We start from the raw sequence: 15804 nt of genomic DNA, 5'->3' as shown, positions 1-15804 counted from the left end.
TTAAAATTTAAAATTATATGTTATACTTGGAACAGGAATTGAGAAAATAGATGTCTTGTACGCTTTTACCTGTCCGTTCTCTGTTGCAAAATAAATTGAATACGGATTGTTTCGGCCTAAGACATTATAAACAGAAATGTTCCAAAAACTATGCGCCAGTTTTTTAATTTTATGATTTCCTTCAATGTTAATTCCAATATCTAGACGAATGTAATCGGGAATTCGGTATTTGTTTCTGTCGCTATATAAAGTATATTCTGCATTTCCATATTGATAAGTCCCAATAGGATATGTAATTGGTCGTCCTGTTTGGTACATAAAGTTTGTAGACAAACTATAACGCTTAGTAAATTTATAATTTAAAACTGTGCTTAAATCATGTGGTTTATCAAAATTTGCAGGGAAAAAGTCACCATTATTAATTCTTTCAGAATCAAATTTACTATCCAGTTTAATAAAAGTTCTAGAATAGGTATATCCAATCCATCCGTTCAATCTTCCATATTGTTTTTTTAGTAAAAATTCAACACCGTAAGCTTTTCCATCTCCTTGCAATAATTGTGTTTCTATAGCTTCATTTAATAATAGATTTGCGCCAACTTTATAATCCATTATATTTTTAGATCTTTTATAATATCCTTCTAAGCTAAGTTCAATTTCATCGTCTAATATTGTTTTGTATAAACCTAGAGAATACTGTTTTCCACTCTGCGGTTTTACATTTGTATTCGATAATGTCCAGCTATCTGTAGGAGATTGAGTTGTATTGTTTGATAGTAGATGGATATATTGTCTTGTTTGATCAAAACTTGCTTTTACAGAAAAGTCTTTTGTGAAAAAATAACGAGCAGAAACTCGAGGCTCAATACCGCCGTAAGTTTTCATTACCTGATTATTTCCGTAGTGTTTTGTGTCAATAAGAGTTCCTTCATTTAAAGGAGCATCATCTTGATAAATATGTTCTGTTGCTTCTCCTAAAGCGGCATAAAAAGAATAACGTAATCCTAAATCTATTTCTAGTTTATCATTCAATTTAAAGTTATCTGCTATGAAAATAGCCGATTCTAGTCCTTTTTCTTTGTCAATATTAATTGGGGTTAATAATGATTCTGGATTTTTAGGATTTTGATAACCAGGACTTACATTATACAATTTACTTGACAGACCGTAGTTTATGCTATGTTTCTCATTATAAGCATAATTGAATTTCATCATCAATTGCGTTTCATTGATTTTGTATCCAAAATCAAAAGCATTTTCGTCATTGCTATCGTAGTCAATATTAAATTTGTATTCGCTATTAGAGAAGATTAAAGACGATTTATTTTTTTTGTTATACGTATGATCCCATTTTGCCGAAATAAGCCTGTTGCTGTATTTGTATAAAGAATCTGAACTAATTCTAAAACGATCTTTGCTGTAATATGCAGTGGCTTCAACAGCATTATTTTTGTTTATAGTGTTATTGTATTTTAAGAAAACATCATAAAATCCAGCTTCGCTATTTTTTAAATCTTCATCATCTAACGATTTCAAAATCCAATCAGAATAAGTTGCTCGTACTCCGGCAAGAATACTCGATTTGTTTTTTTCAATTGGCAATCCGACAGTAATATTAGTAGTTATTGGACCAATTGACCCTTCTCCAGAAACTTTTTCTGCATTACCATTTTTTGAACTAATATCAAAAACAGAAGACAAACGTCCTCCAAAATCGACAGGAATACTTCCTTTATAAATGTCTGCTTTTTTTGTAACATAAGGATTTATAGCCGAAAAGAATCCTAAGAAATGTTGTGGATTGTAAAGTACAGCATTGTTTAAAAGAATCAAGTTTTGATCTTCTTTACCACCTCGAACATTAAAACCTGCAGAACCTTCACCTGTAGTTTTGATTCCTGGAAAAGTAGTGGCAATTTTAAAAAGATCGCGTTCTCCTAATATTAGCGGAACATTTTTTACTGCTTCAATATCAATCGAAACTAAACCCGAAACAACAGTTTCTGTAACTCTCTTTCCTCTTTTTTTGATGACTACTTCATCTAGCAGATTAGTGTCTTCATGTATGTCAAGGTCAAGTGTTCCGTCGTTATAGACCATTACCGTTTGTACCTTCTTTTTGTAATTAAGCGATTTAATTTCTATCACATTAACTCCAAGAGGCATTTGGATGCTGTAATGACCTTCGTTGTCTGTAACAGTGCTGATGTTTTTGTTGCGTATTTTGATGTTAACATTAGCTTCAGGTTTATTGGTTGCTGCGTTTCTAATGTAGCCAGACAAGTTGCTTGTTTTTTTATCACTAATATCACTTTCTTTCCCAATAAATACAATGCTGTTATTTTTCTTAGTACTAACGCTGTTTAAAGAATCATACTGTTGATAAAACACAGGATTTTGCGCTCTTCTGCTGATCTGATTGGCAGGATCATTGGTTTCAGGGAAGTAATTTGCAGGTAATTTATCATGAATACTGCTATTGCTGGTTAAGATTACTTTCTTTTTTAGAATGTAAAAATTAAGATTTGTATTGGTGAAAATCTTGCCCAATATTTCTTCAATAGAAGCTTGATTATAACTAGCCGTGTATAGATTTTTGTTTGATTTTATCCACTCAGAATCAAAATAAAAGCGGTATGATGATGATTTTTCAATGGTTTGAATGACAGTCATCATGTCTGCATTTTTCAATTCAATGGATAGTTTTTCATCAGTATTTTGAGCAAAAAGAAGTTGATTAGAAATAAAGGCAAATAAAATAAGTAGAAATTTTCTCATATGGTTTATTTTTCTGTAAGTAATAGAGATGCATTGATGTGTTTAAGTAAATTGATCATAAATTGATCATAATCTGATTTTCTTATCTCTCTATTCATTGCATAAAAATCATTAATCTTTCTCTTTTGGTTTGGAAATATTTTTACAATTTCACTCTTGCTATTACTGGTATAAAAAGTGCCTTTATAAAAAATAAAATAAGTATTGTTTTCAATGAAATTGGAATATACTTTATTGTCTACTGTTTTATTTTCAAGCTTTTTAAAATGTTTGATATAAAAATTAAAATCCTCTCGAAGAGCAGTAACTTCATAATAACCAGTTGTCAGTTCTGGCAGTGGGGATAACTTTTTGTTTAAATTGACAAAGTTTCTGCCATTTAGGGTAAACGAGCTTGTCTTGTCCTGAATCAAAGAGATGGTAGAATATTTAGACTCTCCATGTGGAATCAGGATCAATTCATCTTTGTAGGTATTATATTTTAGATTGACATCATAATAGATTTGTCCGTCATAGACTACAGAACCCTTTCTGAAATCGTTCGAAACATAATACATGCTGTTGTTGTCAATTGTAGTATAAGTATCTTTGTACACGGGGCCGTTACTGATACCTAAATTTTCTATGCCAATGGTTTTGTCAAATAGATTGTAGATTGATTCTTCTTTATTATTTTGGCTGTATAAATTAGAAATGTTTAAGAATAATCCAAATACTAATATAAGGATGTTCTTTTTTTTGTGATTTTTCAAGGAATATTCTGTTTTTGGATTGATGATTCCAAATGTATTAAAAATATATTTTAAAAAACGGAGAGCAGGTGTTAAAATGTAATAAAAAGGTTATATAATAGAGTTTAAAAGCCTTGATTTTGCTTATAAGACAAGTAAAATACTACTAAATAATATTGGGTGCTGTTCTAGTTTTTAAAAAAATAAATCTACCTCAGAGTTTAATTTTTCCATGTAATAATCAATCTTCCTGAGAATGCGATTAAAGAAAAGATTTTGTTCTTTAATTCCAGATTGTCCCAAAGGTTTTGAATTTATGATTTGCTGTTTGAAAAACTGATGCACATTTTTGCAACTGTCTTTGTTATCGGTAATGAAATATCCTAAAAGAGTATAAGGAACAAACATGGTTAGTTTTTCTTCCGATTCGATAAGCATATTGTTATTTAATAGTATTAACTCATTATAATAAATGGCAAAATGGGTATTAGGAGTTTTGCACTTTTCCTGTATTACATTTATAATTCTCTTGAGATCATTGCATAAAGCTTGAGCAGATTTGAGATTGAGAAGACCAGCTTCATAAAAATATAAGATCTGCTGTAAACTACTGTTTATGGTGGTATCGTTCCATACTTCGTTCACAAAAGTGTTTTCATATATTTTTTTTAATTTTTGCATGTATTCTGTAAAAGATTCATCTACTACAAAATTTTCAAATTCTACTTTTTTCTGGTTGGAATTTAAAAGGTTAAGCCATACAAAAGCTTTGAATTTGGATAATATGGTACCGTCCATGAAATAAAACAAAGGAATGTCTTTGGCAGAATAAAAAAGTGTTGTTTTTTCACTTTTGGTTAGCGCTTCTATATTTTCTGCCGATGATTTGAAATACTGAAGCATATCTTTCAAATTTTCGATTTCGATTGTTTTTTCAACAATTACTTTTTCTTTATTCGAGAATAAATTATCCAGCGAAATATTAAAGTGGTTGGCTAGTTTGATTGTTTCGTCTATAGAAAACTTACTTTTTCCTGAGATTCTTCGATGTGAAGCATCATAGCTGATTTCCAAAACTCCTGCCATCTCATCAATAAGAGAAACTGATGGTGAAATTTTCTGTCTAATTGCTTTTAAAAATAACTCTTGTGATTTCATGTTTTTGCGATAATCACAAATATATAAAAATGCTTTATTAGTTTACGCAAATTTATATGCGATAAATGCAATAGGTTTGTCATGAAATTAAAAAAGAAAATTTATGAAAGCTAAATATTTTAATAAATCAGAAGACGAAAAACTTTTCTTTTCTGTTTTAAAAAAAAGAGTGCAGGAAAAACTTCAGAATAAAACTATTTCTTATGGAGATGCGCGGTTTTGGTTTAAAGGCTTGTTTTGGACATTAGTTTGTTATTTGTCTTATTCTTTGCTTTTTTTGGATTCCATCACTAAAATAGACTTTTGGGTTTTATATGTTATTTTTCAATTATCAGGCTTATTAATAGGATTTAGTTTTGGGCATGATGCTTCGCACAATACGGCATTCCAAAATAAAAAGGCAAATTCCGTTTTGCATTTTTTCAGTTTTCTTACTGTTGGAATTGATTCGATGCTTTGGGGATTAAGACATATTAGATCGCACCATTTATATGCAAATGTAGAAGGAAGTGATATAGATATAGATAAAAACCCTTTTTTGAGATTAAGCCCAACGCATCCTTGGAAACCGAAGCATAAATATCAGGCATATTACGCGCCATTTGTCTATATGTTTACTTTACTGCATTCTGTTTTTATGAGTGATTGGGTGTATTTATTTTCAGAAGACTACAACTGGATGAAAAGGGGTGTTCCTAAAGCGGCATTATATTTTAGATTTGTATTGTATAAAATATTTTATTTTTCTTTGGTACTGGTTCTTCCATTATTGTATTCTGATTTTTCATGGACATTTGTAGTTTTGAGTTATCTTACCGCCAGTGCATTTACATCCATGGTATTTATTATTATGCTTGTTGGGACCCATTTTTTTGATGGAGCAGATTATCCGCAGCCCGAGGGAGAGTTTTTAGAACACACTTGGGCGGTTCATCAGCTTTACACTAGCTGCGATTGGGATGCAGATAAAGGTTGGGCAAGATTTTTAAGTGGAGGTTCCAATTGTCATGCAGCCCATCATCTTTTTCCTAATATCTGTCATACAAATTATAGTGAAATAAATGAAATAATTAAAAAAACAACAAAAGAGTATAGGCAGCCTTATCATCATAAAACATTGTTTGAAATGATGTTTTCGCATTTTGTTCATTTGCATAAAATGGGAAATCCTGTAGTGAAGACAAAATAAAAACTTAAAAACCCCAATTCAATTAATGAATTGGGGTTTTCTATGAATAAACCTTTAGTAAACTAAGATCTGATTACTCTTTTTTCTCCTCACGTGGAGGTCTTGGAACAAGTGCTTTTTTAGACACTTTTTCTTTTTTAGTTTTAGGATCAACTCCTAAGTACTTCACTTGGAAAACATCTCCCATCTTAACTACATCAGCAACGTTTTCTGTACGTTCCCAAGCTAATTCAGATACGTGAAGCAATACTTCATTTCCTGGTGCAGCAGTATATTCTACGACAGCTCCAAAATCAAGCATTTTAATTACTTTAACTTCGTAAGCTTCTCCTAATACTGGTTTGAAAGTAATAGAAGCAATTTTTGCTAATACTGCTTCAATTCCAGCAGGATCTGTACCTAAGATTTCGATAACACCTTGCTCATCAACTTCATTAATAACGATAGTTGTTCCAGTAGCTTTTTGTAATTCTTGAATTACTTTTCCACCAGGTCCAATTAATGCTCCAATAAAGTTACCAGGAATAGTTCTAGTAATGATTTTTGGTGCATGTGCTTTTACTTCATTTCTTGGAGCAGCGATAGTCTCAGTTAATTTTCCTAAAATGTGTAAACGTCCATCACGAGCTTGAGCCAAAGCTTGCTCCATAATGTCATAACGTAAACCATCAATTTTGATGTCCATTTGACAAGCTGTAATACCGTCAGCAGTTCCAGTTACTTTAAAGTCCATATCTCCTAAGTGATCTTCATCACCTAAAATATCAGACAATACAGCAAATTTCTCTCCGTCAGTAATCAATCCCATAGCGATACCAGAAACTGGTTTCACCATTTGAACTCCAGCATCCATTAAGGCCATTGTTCCGGCACAAACTGTTGCCATAGAAGAAGAACCGTTAGATTCTAAAACTTCAGAAACAACACGAATTGTGTAAGGACAATCAGCAGGAATCATATTTTTTAACGCTCTTTGCGCTAAGTTACCGTGACCAACTTCTCTTCTTGAAGTTCCTCTTAATGGTTTTGCTTCACCAGTAGAGAAAGGAGGGAAGTTATAGTGTAAGTAGAATTTCTCTTCACCTTGTTCAGATGGAGAATCGATTTGGTTTGCTTCTCTAGAAGTTCCTAAAGTTACAGTTGCCAAAGCTTGAGTTTCTCCACGTGTAAATAAAGATGAACCGTGAACTCTTGGTAAATAATCAGTTTCACACCAGATTGGTCTGATATCTGTAGTTTTTCTACCATCTAAACGAACACCTAATTCTAAAACTACGTTACGAACAGCTTCTTTGTTTGTTTTGTAGAAATATTTAGAAACTAAATCACCGTCAGCAGCTAATTCTTCTTCAGTAAATAAAGCTTTTACTTCTTCTTTTACTTCAGCAAATGCAGCGCCTCTTTCGTGTTTAGCTGAACCAACTTTTGCAATAGCATAGATTTTATCGTATGCTGCAGCTTTTACTTTTGCATAAATTTCTTCATTTTCTCTTTCTCCTTCGTAAGTACGGATTTCTTTTTTACCAAAAGCTTCCTGTAAACGATATTGAGCCTGAATTTGAACTTTGATAGCCTCGTGAGCAAACTTAATAGCTTCAATCATTTCAGCTTCTGAAATTTCTTTCATCTCACCTTCAACCATGGCAACAGAATCCATAGAAGCACCAATCATCATATCGATGTCAGATTTTTCTAATTCTTCTCTGCTTGGGTTAATTACTAATTTTCCGTCGATACGTGCAACACGTACTTCAGAAATTAAGTTGTAAAATGGAATATCTGAAACAGCTAATGCTGCAGATGCTGCTAAACCAGCTAATGCATCTGGCATAACAGTTTCGTCATGAGACATTAATTGAATCATAACTTGTGTTTCAGCATGGTAATCGTCTGGGAAAAGTGGACGCAAAACACGGTCAACTAATCTCATTGTCAATACTTCGCTGTCGCTTGGACGTGCTTCTCTCTTAAAGAAACCTCCTGGGAAACGACCTGCTGCTGCAAATTTTTCGCGGTAATCTACCGTTAATGGTAAAAAGTCAACGCCTGGGTTTGATGTGCGAGCTGAAACTGCTGTTGCAAGAATCATTGTGTCGCCCATTCTTACTACTACAGAACCGTCAGCTTGTTTTGCTAGACGACCTGTCTCGATTGTGATGCTTCTGCCATCACCTAAATCGATTTTTTCTACAAATAATTGTGGAATCATAAATTTTTTCCTTATTGATTAAACAATGGGTTTTAGTTGTGTTGTAGTTGTTGTTATGTGTAGTTGTTGTTATCTAAAACCCAATGAAAAACCAAACTTTTTTTCTTGTATTATGCGTGCAATGTAAAAACAAAAAGAGGCACTTTCGCACCTCTTTTCTATATTGATTATTTTCTGATATTCAATACTTTGATAATCTCACGATATCTGTTGATCTCTTTCTTTTTCAAGTAATCAAGTAACGCTCTTCTTTTACCTACTAATAGTACAAGAGAACGCTCAGTGTTGTAATCGTGACGATTTTTTTTCAAGTGTTCAGTTAAGTGAGAAATTCTGTAAGTGAACAATGCAATTTGACCTTCTGCGCTTCCAGTGTTTGTTGCACCACCGTGTTGTGCGAAAATCTCTTCTTTCTTTTCTTTAGTTAAATACATTCCAATATTATTTAATGATTTTTATGTATGTCAATACAGCTTTTGTAAGACGGGTGCAAAATTAGATTAAAAAAACAAAAAAATCAAACAAAAATAAAAGAATCTTAAAAGAGAGTGCCGATTTTTATTTTTTGAGTAATTTACCGTCTTCTGGGTTTACTAATTTTATATTGTCAACGGTATCGAATATTGTACGCGAACAGGAACACCTCTTTGTTTTCCAGGAATCCAGTTTTCATAGCTGGTAATAACTCTTATAGCTTCTTCATCTAGACCATATCCTAGTGATTTGAGTATTTTAGGTTCTGTTATTTTGCCGTCTTTTTCAATTATAAATTGAATTATTAGTTTTCCTGATATTTTATTTGTTACCGCTTCTTTTGGCACCACAAAGTTTTTTCCAATAAATTGGTAGAAATCGTTTACTCCTTTTTTGGGTAGTGGTCTTGATTCTAGTTGGGTATATTCTCTTACTAGACCTTCAGCGTTTTTGCTTTTTCCGGAGATGAACTTTCCTTCCTTATAAATATCTATATATTGATATTTCGAATCTTTAAAAAGGCCTTTCCATTCTCCATCTTTAAATCCATTCTTTATATTTCCCTGAGCCAAAGAATTTTCTCCTTCATCTTCATACCATCCATTCCCTTTTTCAACGGTATGTTCGTTTTTAGAATTCCAAAAATCATAAATTTTTACATCTGAGTCAATTCCTGATCCAGAATCAACGTATTCTCCTTTTAATTTAGGATTGCCATTTTCATACCATTCTGAGAAATCGCCATTTAATCTTGCTTTAATGTAATTTTCAGTTTTTTTCTTTTTACCATTTTCATAATAGTAAACATATTGACCATCTTTAGATAAACCATCTTTTGTTTTGGAATTTCCTTCCATTTTTAAAGTACCCGATTTATAATAATCTTTAACTTGATAAGAATCTTTCTCTTTGCTAAAATCTTTTATAATTCTGTAAAAGACATAATTTTCTTTTGAAGCATCTTTTCCAATAGAATCAAAATAGATGATTTTGTCTGATGCATTTTGCGAAAAAAGAAATGCTGGAAATAATATTAGCAGTAAATAAAGCGTTTTTCTCATTGGTTTTTTTGTAGTAAAAATAGTGTTTTGTAAAATACTGTATCAATAAATTTATTTTGAATTAAGATTTTTTTTACCAGTTTGTTTCTCTATTAAAGAAGAATAAGAAGTCTTTATATTGTTTGCATCGATGCTAAACCCCGAAATTAATACACCTTTATCATAATTATCGGTAAACGAAATATTTTTAGAAGAATCATTTCCTTGCCAAACCCCTTGTTTTAACCCGTTTTTTATTTCGCCTTTTTGAGTTACAGATCCAACGGTTTCTTCAAATTCTCCGTTTCCATCAGTTACAGTCTGATTTTTATCAGCGTCCCAGCAATTCAGAATTAAGGTTTGAGATTTTTTTGTTTTAGAATCCCACAAATTCTGTTTCTCTGATTTCTTATTTTGATTCGTATACCAATTAATTTCTTTTCCAATTTTTCGGTCTTCCGAATAGTTTATAACCGATTCTTTAGCGCCATTTTTGAAATAATAAATAAACTCTCCATCTTTTTTCAAAATATCACGATTTAAGGTAGATCCGGTCATTTTCTTTCTTCCGTTTTTGTAATAATCTGTTACGACATAACGGACACTTTTTTGAGAGTAATTGGTAATGACTCTTGTGTAAGTATAATTTTCTGGCGCGCATTCTTGATATAACGAGTCTAAAAAGATTTTTTTAGAAACCATGCTGATTTGCGCAGAAAGTTGAACTGAAATAATCAGAAGCAAAAAGAGTAGGCTGTTTCCTTTCATTCAGTTCTATTTTTTATTATTAAAGATAATTTTTCTAAAATAATTTAGCAACCTCTTGATTTACAAATTCTAAAAATCTTTCGTCAGCTTCTGTAAAAGGATCGATAACATGGCTGTCAATATCAATTTGACCAATATTAATTCCATTTACAAAAAGAGGTACCACAATTTCTGATTTTACGGTCAAACTGCAGGCGATGTAATTGTCTTGCGCTTTAACATCTGGCACTACAAAATTAGCATTGCTTTCAGCTACTTGCCCGCAAATTCCCTTTCCAAAAGGAATAACGGTATGATCTGTTTCTGCTCCAACATACGGACCAAGATGTAATGTCTTAGCGTCGTGATTAGCGAAATAAAAACCAACCCAGTTGTAATAATCCACATTTTCGTTTAGAAGTTGGCAAACTGCTAATAGCTTTTCGTCTCTATTTTTTTGATTGTCAGCAATAATACTGCTTATTTTTGGTTGTAATTCTTGAAATGTCATAATATAAAATTTTATACAAAAGTATTTAAAGCTAAACTCAAAAAATATATAAATTTGAAAAAAAAATCTCTTGAAAAAATATTTCCTTCAATTTAAGCCTTTCTTGATTTTTGTAAGCGTCTTTTTTCTGACTTATATTGTCTTGACGATTCTATATAAATTCTATTTAAATGGTTATGAAGTCAATGATATTGACGATATTTCATTGTTTGTTGGCCAAAACGCTGAATCATTATTAAAGATTTTTGATTATAATATCATCATTCAAAAAAGTTCTCAAAATCCGTGGCTAGAAATTATTTTTAATAATTTATTTCTAGCAAGAATAATTGAAGGATGCAATGCTGTAAGTGTTATGATTCTGTTTGTTTCTTTTATTGCGGCTTTTTCCGGAAAATTAAAAAACACCCTTTTATTTATAGTATTTGGAATTGTGTCTATTTATATTTTAAATGTATTTCGAATTGCTTTGTTGGTAGTTCTTTTATATAATTTTCCAGAAAGCAACAAATTAGTTCATGACATTGTTTTCCCATTAATTATTTATGGGTATGTTTTTCTTTTATGGATTTTTTGGATCAATAGATTTTCAAAATATGCTAAATAAATTACTCGAAAATAAATTTAAACTGATTGCAGCAGTACTTATTGTGCTTGGTTTGGCATTGGTAAGAATGTTTGAATTGAAGTTGTTTTATGATCCATTTATAAATTATTTTCAGAATGACTTTAAGAATTTGCCCTATCCTCAAGTTGATAAGTTAAAACTTTTCTATAGTCTGTTTTTCAGATATATAATTAACTCGGCTTTGTCATTAAGTTTGATTTATGTCTTGTTCAAAAACCGAGATATTTTAAAGTTTAGTATAATAATGTACAGCTTGTTTTTAATAGTGCTATTAACGGCATTTTTTATTGTTTTAGACTTTTTTCCAACCGCAAGCTGGCTTCTTTTTTACGTGCGACGATTTATAATTCAGCCTATTTTAGTTCTGCTATTTATTCCTGGATTTTATTATCAATTTCAAAATTCCAAAAAATAACATTTGTTTAAGTTTTTTTATAAATCCTTTTTGAATAATTTTGCGGTATGAATATTAAAAAGTGTACAGGTCTATTTTTAGCTATCCTTTTATTGGTTTCCAATATTGGGTTTGCTCTTGATGTGCACTATTGCGGAGGAAAAATTGCTTCTATATCTTTAAATACAGTTGCAAAACCTGTAGTTGAAAAAAAATGTTGCGGTTCTAAAGAAAAAAAGAACTCTTGCTGTAAAGACAAACACGTTCAGATTGAGAAAAAATCGGATAACGCAACACTTAAGTTTTTCTTCTTTCAATTTGATTTTCCTGCCGTACTGCAAGAATACAAACCTTTAACTTTTTTAGCGCTTTCTAATTTTAAAAAGAAAGAAGTTCTTTCGTATTATTCTGATGCGAATGCGCCCCCCTTATTCAAATTATACCATCAGTATATTTTTTATTCCTGATTTTAATGTTAAGATGCTATGCAAGTCTTAGTAAAGACTTTGTATTTACATTTTGATTGTTTTTCTTTTTGAATAACCATCAAGAATGTAGTTCTATTTCAACATTAAAATCATTTTTTATGCAAAAAAAAATAATGCTTTTTGCGGCGTTTTTGCTTTCTGTTTCTATGTTTTCACAAGAAGATTTAGAGGAAGTAAAAATCAATAAAAAGCAAAAAGGGATTAAAAAATCCTTTACAGTAACAGCCAATACATCTCTAATTACAAGCAAAGAACTACTAAAAGCCGCTTGTTGTAATTTAGCCGAAAGTTTTGAAACCAATCCGTCAATCGATGTCAATTTTTCTGATGCCTTAACGGGTACGAAACAAATCAAAATGCTTGGTTTGACAAGTCCTTATTTGATGATAACAGAAGAAAATATTCCTTCGGTTCGAGGAGCTTCTCAAGCTTACGGTTTATCATTTACACCTGGAACTTGGATAGAAAGTGTTCAGATTACAAAAGGAGCAGGAAGCGTAATCAATGGCTACGAAAGTATTTCTGGTCAGATTAATACCGAGCTTTTAAAACCTTTGAGCGATATTCCGTTTTTTCTGAATGCTTACGGTTCAACCGATTCTCGATTTGAATTAAATACTCATTTCAATAAAAAGTTGTCAGACAAATGGGCGACAAGTTTATTTGTTCACGGAAATACACGTGTAGCAAAAAATGATATGAACAATGATGGATTTCTAGATAATCCATTAGGAAAACAAATCAATGTTTTAAACCGTTACCAATATTACAATCCGGAAAGCGGTTTGGTGAGTTTTATCAATTTCAGATATATGAATGATAAAAAGCAAACAGGAGAACTTGATTTTGATAAAGATCGTGATCGCGGAACAACAAATTATTGGGGTTCAGAAATTAATACAGAACGTTTTGATGTTTCGACTAAAATTGGATATGTATTCAAAGATATGCCCTATCAGAGTATTGGTTTTCAAAATGCTTTTAATAGTCATAAACAAGATTCTTATTTTGGTTTAAATCAATACGATATCAAACAGAACAGCTTTTATTCTAATTTGATTTTCAATTCGATTATAAGCAACACAATGCATAAGTTTACAACTGGATTGAATTTTAGTTATGATCAGTATCAAGAATTTGTAAACTTAACAGATGTAAGCAGAATAGATAATTCGGTTGGAGCTTTCTTTGAATATACCTACGATAATACTGATAATTTTAGTTTGATTTTAGGAGGAAGAGTAGATAATCATAACCGATTAGGATTTTTTGTTACTCCGAGATTGCACATGAGATACAATCCTTGGAAAAATGGTGTTGTTCGTTTTTCAGCAGGAAGAGGAAAACGTTCTGCTAATATTTTTGCTGAAAACCAGCAGCTTTTTGCTAGTTCAAGAACGTTTTCAGTTTTAGATTCTAATGGAAAAGTTTACGGACTAAATCCAGAAATTGCTTGGAATTATGGTGTAAGTTTTTCGCAGAAATTCAAAATTTTTGGTAAAAATGCCGATGCAGGTTTTGATTTGTATCGTACAGATTTTCAAAATCAGGCAGTTGTAGATTTGATGCAAAGTCCGCAGCAAGTTTTGTTTTATGATTTAGAAGGGAGTTCGTTTGCAAATAGCTTGCAAGTTGAGTTTAATTATGAGTTAATTCATAATTTAAATTTAAGAACGGCGTATAAATATTATGATATTCAAACCGATTATTTAAGAGGTTCGTTTCAGCGCCCTTTGCAGGCAAAACATCGTTTTTTGGGTAATTTAGAGTATGAAACAACTTTAAATAACGACAAACAATGGAGGTTTGATTTTACTTATAATTGGTCAGGAAAACAACAATTGCCTTATACGGCTTCAAATCCAGCGGAAGATCAATTTCCTGATTTTTCTCCAGCGTATGCAGTGGTAAATGCGCAGGTAACACGTGTTTTTTCTTCTGTTTTTGAGGTTTATATCGGAGGGGAAAATATTGGAAATTACAAACAAGAAAAAGCAATTTTAGGGGCAGATAATCCTTTTGGACCCAATTTTGATGCATCTGTTGCATATGCGCCAATTTTTGGACAAATGTATTATGCAGGATTGCGTTTTAAAATTAAATAACAATTTCAAAAATCAATTTCAATAACAATAAAAATAAATAAGTATGAAAAAATTAGTTTTAATAGTAATCATAGCTCTTTTTGGATTTTCAGCGCAGGCTCAAACTAAAAAGAACAAAAATTTAAAATATACTACAGAAGTAAACGGAAACTGCGAGCAATGCAAAAAACGAATTGAAAAAGCGGCTTATGGAGTTCCAGGTGTTAAAACAGCAAGTTGGGATATTAGTTCTCACCAGCTTTCTGTTATTTTAAACGAAGAGAAAACTACTCCTTCAGATTTAAACAAAGCAATTGCTAAAGTTGGTCACGATACTAAAGAGGTGAAAGCAACAGATGCAGATTACGATAATCTTCACAGCTGTTGCAAGTATGTAAGAGAATAATTATTCTTAAAGCCCAAGCATTCGTTTGGGCTTTTTTTAATAGTTAATTTATGTTTAAAATACCGTATTTTATTGCGGTTACAGTAAATTATTGTTACTTTCACAAACTATAAAAATAACCAACGTCGTTTTATGAATAAATTTGATTGGACCCAGTTAATAAACCCTGAATTTTATATTACTTTAAGTGTTGGAGGTTTTCAGATTGGGTTATTTATTGTGCTGTTTATAGTGTTTGCTGAAACAGGACTTTTTGCAGGTTTTTTTCTGCCTGGAGACAGTTTGCTTTTTTTGGCAGGTATTTACAGTCGTGATTTAATTGAGAATGTTTTATTTATTCCGAATGATTTTTTAAATGTCCTTTTGCTTGCAACTTCTGTAGCTATAATGGGAGTTTTAGGAAATATGACGGGTTATTGGTTTGGAGCTAAAAGCGGTTATTATCTATTTAAAAAAGAGGATTCATTTTGGTTCAAGAAAAAATACCTTCTTCAATCTAAAGACTTTTTCGAAAAATACGGAGGAAAAGCAATTATCTACGCGAGATTCCTTCCAATTTTTAGAACATTTGCTCCAATCGTTGCAGGAATTGTTTCAATGGACAAAAAGAAGTTTATGTTTTACAATATATTGAGTTCTTTCCTTTGGTCATTTATATTAATTTTTGCGGGACATTATTTATATGGTGTTTTCTTAAAACAAGGAATAGATTTGAAAAAACATATTGAATACATTATTGTAATTATCGTTATCATCTCAACTTTCCCAGTATTAGTAAAGCTGTTAAAAAAGAGACCAAACGAGCAGATATAAAAAAGATAACAAATAAAAAAATCCGAAGTTTTAGACTGCACCCAAAAGTTTGGACGAATTTATAATTAAATTTGATAATAATGAGCTCGATATTTTATCGGGCTCATTCCTTTTAAATTAAGTTTTATTCTTTCATTATTATAGTATTCTATAT

16 protein-coding genes are annotated in these 15804 nt (G+C 31.4%); 7 read left to right on the top strand and 9 right to left on the bottom strand.

Annotated elements, in window-relative coordinates; translation table 11 throughout:
* The 3 genes from LL966_RS10335 to LL966_RS10325 all read right to left on the bottom strand — a co-directional run bounded on the left by LL966_RS10335 (position 1) and on the right by LL966_RS10325 (position 4667).
* The gene (locus LL966_RS10335; protein ID WP_229352960.1) at positions 1-2778 is read right to left on the bottom strand and encodes a TonB-dependent receptor; all 2778 of its coding nucleotides are present in this window, start codon (positions 2776-2778) and stop codon (positions 1-3) included.
* 5 nt (positions 2779-2783) lie between these two features.
* Positions 2784-3530, bottom strand: coding sequence for a hypothetical protein (locus LL966_RS10330; RefSeq protein WP_229352958.1), 747 nt, complete (start codon positions 3528-3530; stop codon positions 2784-2786).
* Positions 3531-3704: 174 nt separating this feature from the next.
* Complete coding sequence (locus tag LL966_RS10325) at positions 3705-4667, bottom strand: helix-turn-helix domain-containing protein (protein ID WP_229352956.1); 963 nt, start codon at positions 4665-4667, stop codon at positions 3705-3707.
* 103 nt (positions 4668-4770) lie between these two features.
* Here LL966_RS10325 and LL966_RS10320 point away from each other — a divergent pair, with 103 nt between their 5' ends.
* Complete coding sequence (locus tag LL966_RS10320) at positions 4771-5856, top strand: fatty acid desaturase family protein (protein ID WP_229352955.1); 1086 nt, start codon at positions 4771-4773, stop codon at positions 5854-5856.
* A gap of 73 nt (positions 5857-5929) precedes the next feature.
* Here the strand turns inward: LL966_RS10320 and LL966_RS10315 are convergent, their stop codons facing one another.
* The 5 genes from LL966_RS10315 to LL966_RS10295 all read right to left on the bottom strand — a co-directional run bounded on the left by LL966_RS10315 (position 5930) and on the right by LL966_RS10295 (position 10837).
* Positions 5930-8065 (bottom strand): polyribonucleotide nucleotidyltransferase, encoded by a 2136-nt coding sequence (locus tag LL966_RS10315; protein ID WP_229352953.1) that lies wholly within the window; start codon positions 8063-8065, stop codon positions 5930-5932.
* A gap of 167 nt (positions 8066-8232) precedes the next feature.
* Entirely contained in the window at positions 8233-8499 is a 267-nt protein-coding gene (gene rpsO / locus LL966_RS10310; protein WP_007804772.1) for a 30S ribosomal protein S15, read from the bottom strand.
* A 165-nt stretch (positions 8500-8664) separates the two neighbouring features.
* Complete coding sequence (locus LL966_RS10305) at positions 8665-9600, bottom strand: energy transducer TonB (protein WP_229352952.1); 936 nt, start codon at positions 9598-9600, stop codon at positions 8665-8667.
* A 51-nt stretch (positions 9601-9651) separates the two neighbouring features.
* Complete coding sequence (locus LL966_RS10300; RefSeq protein ID WP_229352950.1) at positions 9652-10347, bottom strand: toxin-antitoxin system YwqK family antitoxin; 696 nt, start codon at positions 10345-10347, stop codon at positions 9652-9654.
* Between the two features lie 34 nt (positions 10348-10381).
* Positions 10382-10837 carry a GAF domain-containing protein gene (locus LL966_RS10295; protein WP_229352949.1) on the bottom strand — a complete coding sequence of 152 codons (456 nt, stop codon included), beginning with the start codon at positions 10835-10837 and terminating at the stop codon, positions 10382-10384.
* A gap of 70 nt (positions 10838-10907) precedes the next feature.
* Between LL966_RS10295 and xrtF the strand changes: the two genes are divergently transcribed.
* From xrtF to LL966_RS10265, 6 genes are all read left to right on the top strand, one after another.
* Positions 10908-11444, top strand: coding sequence for an exosortase family protein XrtF (gene xrtF, locus LL966_RS10290; RefSeq protein WP_229352947.1), 537 nt, complete (start codon positions 10908-10910; stop codon positions 11442-11444).
* On the top strand, positions 11434-11880 hold the full coding sequence (locus tag LL966_RS10285; RefSeq protein ID WP_262909467.1) for an exosortase F system-associated membrane protein: 447 nt from the start codon (positions 11434-11436) through the stop codon (positions 11878-11880). The genes xrtF and LL966_RS10285 overlap by 11 nt, the downstream gene beginning before the upstream one ends.
* Positions 11881-11927: 47 nt before the next feature.
* Positions 11928-12326, top strand: a complete 399-nt coding sequence (locus tag LL966_RS10280; protein ID WP_229352946.1) for an HYC_CC_PP family protein — start codon at positions 11928-11930, stop codon at positions 12324-12326.
* A 119-nt stretch (positions 12327-12445) separates the two neighbouring features.
* On the top strand, positions 12446-14452 hold the full coding sequence (locus LL966_RS10275; protein WP_229352945.1) for a TonB-dependent receptor plug domain-containing protein: 2007 nt from the start codon (positions 12446-12448) through the stop codon (positions 14450-14452).
* 43 nt (positions 14453-14495) lie between these two features.
* Positions 14496-14837, top strand: a complete 342-nt coding sequence (locus tag LL966_RS10270) for a heavy-metal-associated domain-containing protein (protein WP_229352943.1) — start codon at positions 14496-14498, stop codon at positions 14835-14837.
* A 132-nt stretch (positions 14838-14969) separates the two neighbouring features.
* Entirely contained in the window at positions 14970-15650 is a 681-nt protein-coding gene (locus LL966_RS10265; RefSeq protein ID WP_229352941.1) for a DedA family protein, read from the top strand.
* 65 nt (positions 15651-15715) lie between these two features.
* Here the strand turns inward: LL966_RS10265 and LL966_RS22870 are convergent, their stop codons facing one another.
* On the bottom strand, positions 15716-15802 hold the full coding sequence (locus tag LL966_RS22870; protein ID WP_394799461.1) for an IS3 family transposase: 87 nt from the start codon (positions 15800-15802) through the stop codon (positions 15716-15718).
* Between the last annotated feature and the right edge of the window lie 2 nt (positions 15803-15804).

The organism is Flavobacterium chungbukense, from assembly GCF_020805785.1.
GTDB lineage: Bacteria > Bacteroidota > Bacteroidia > Flavobacteriales > Flavobacteriaceae > Flavobacterium > Flavobacterium chungbukense.
This window is presented reverse-complemented; position numbering and strand designations above follow the sequence as displayed.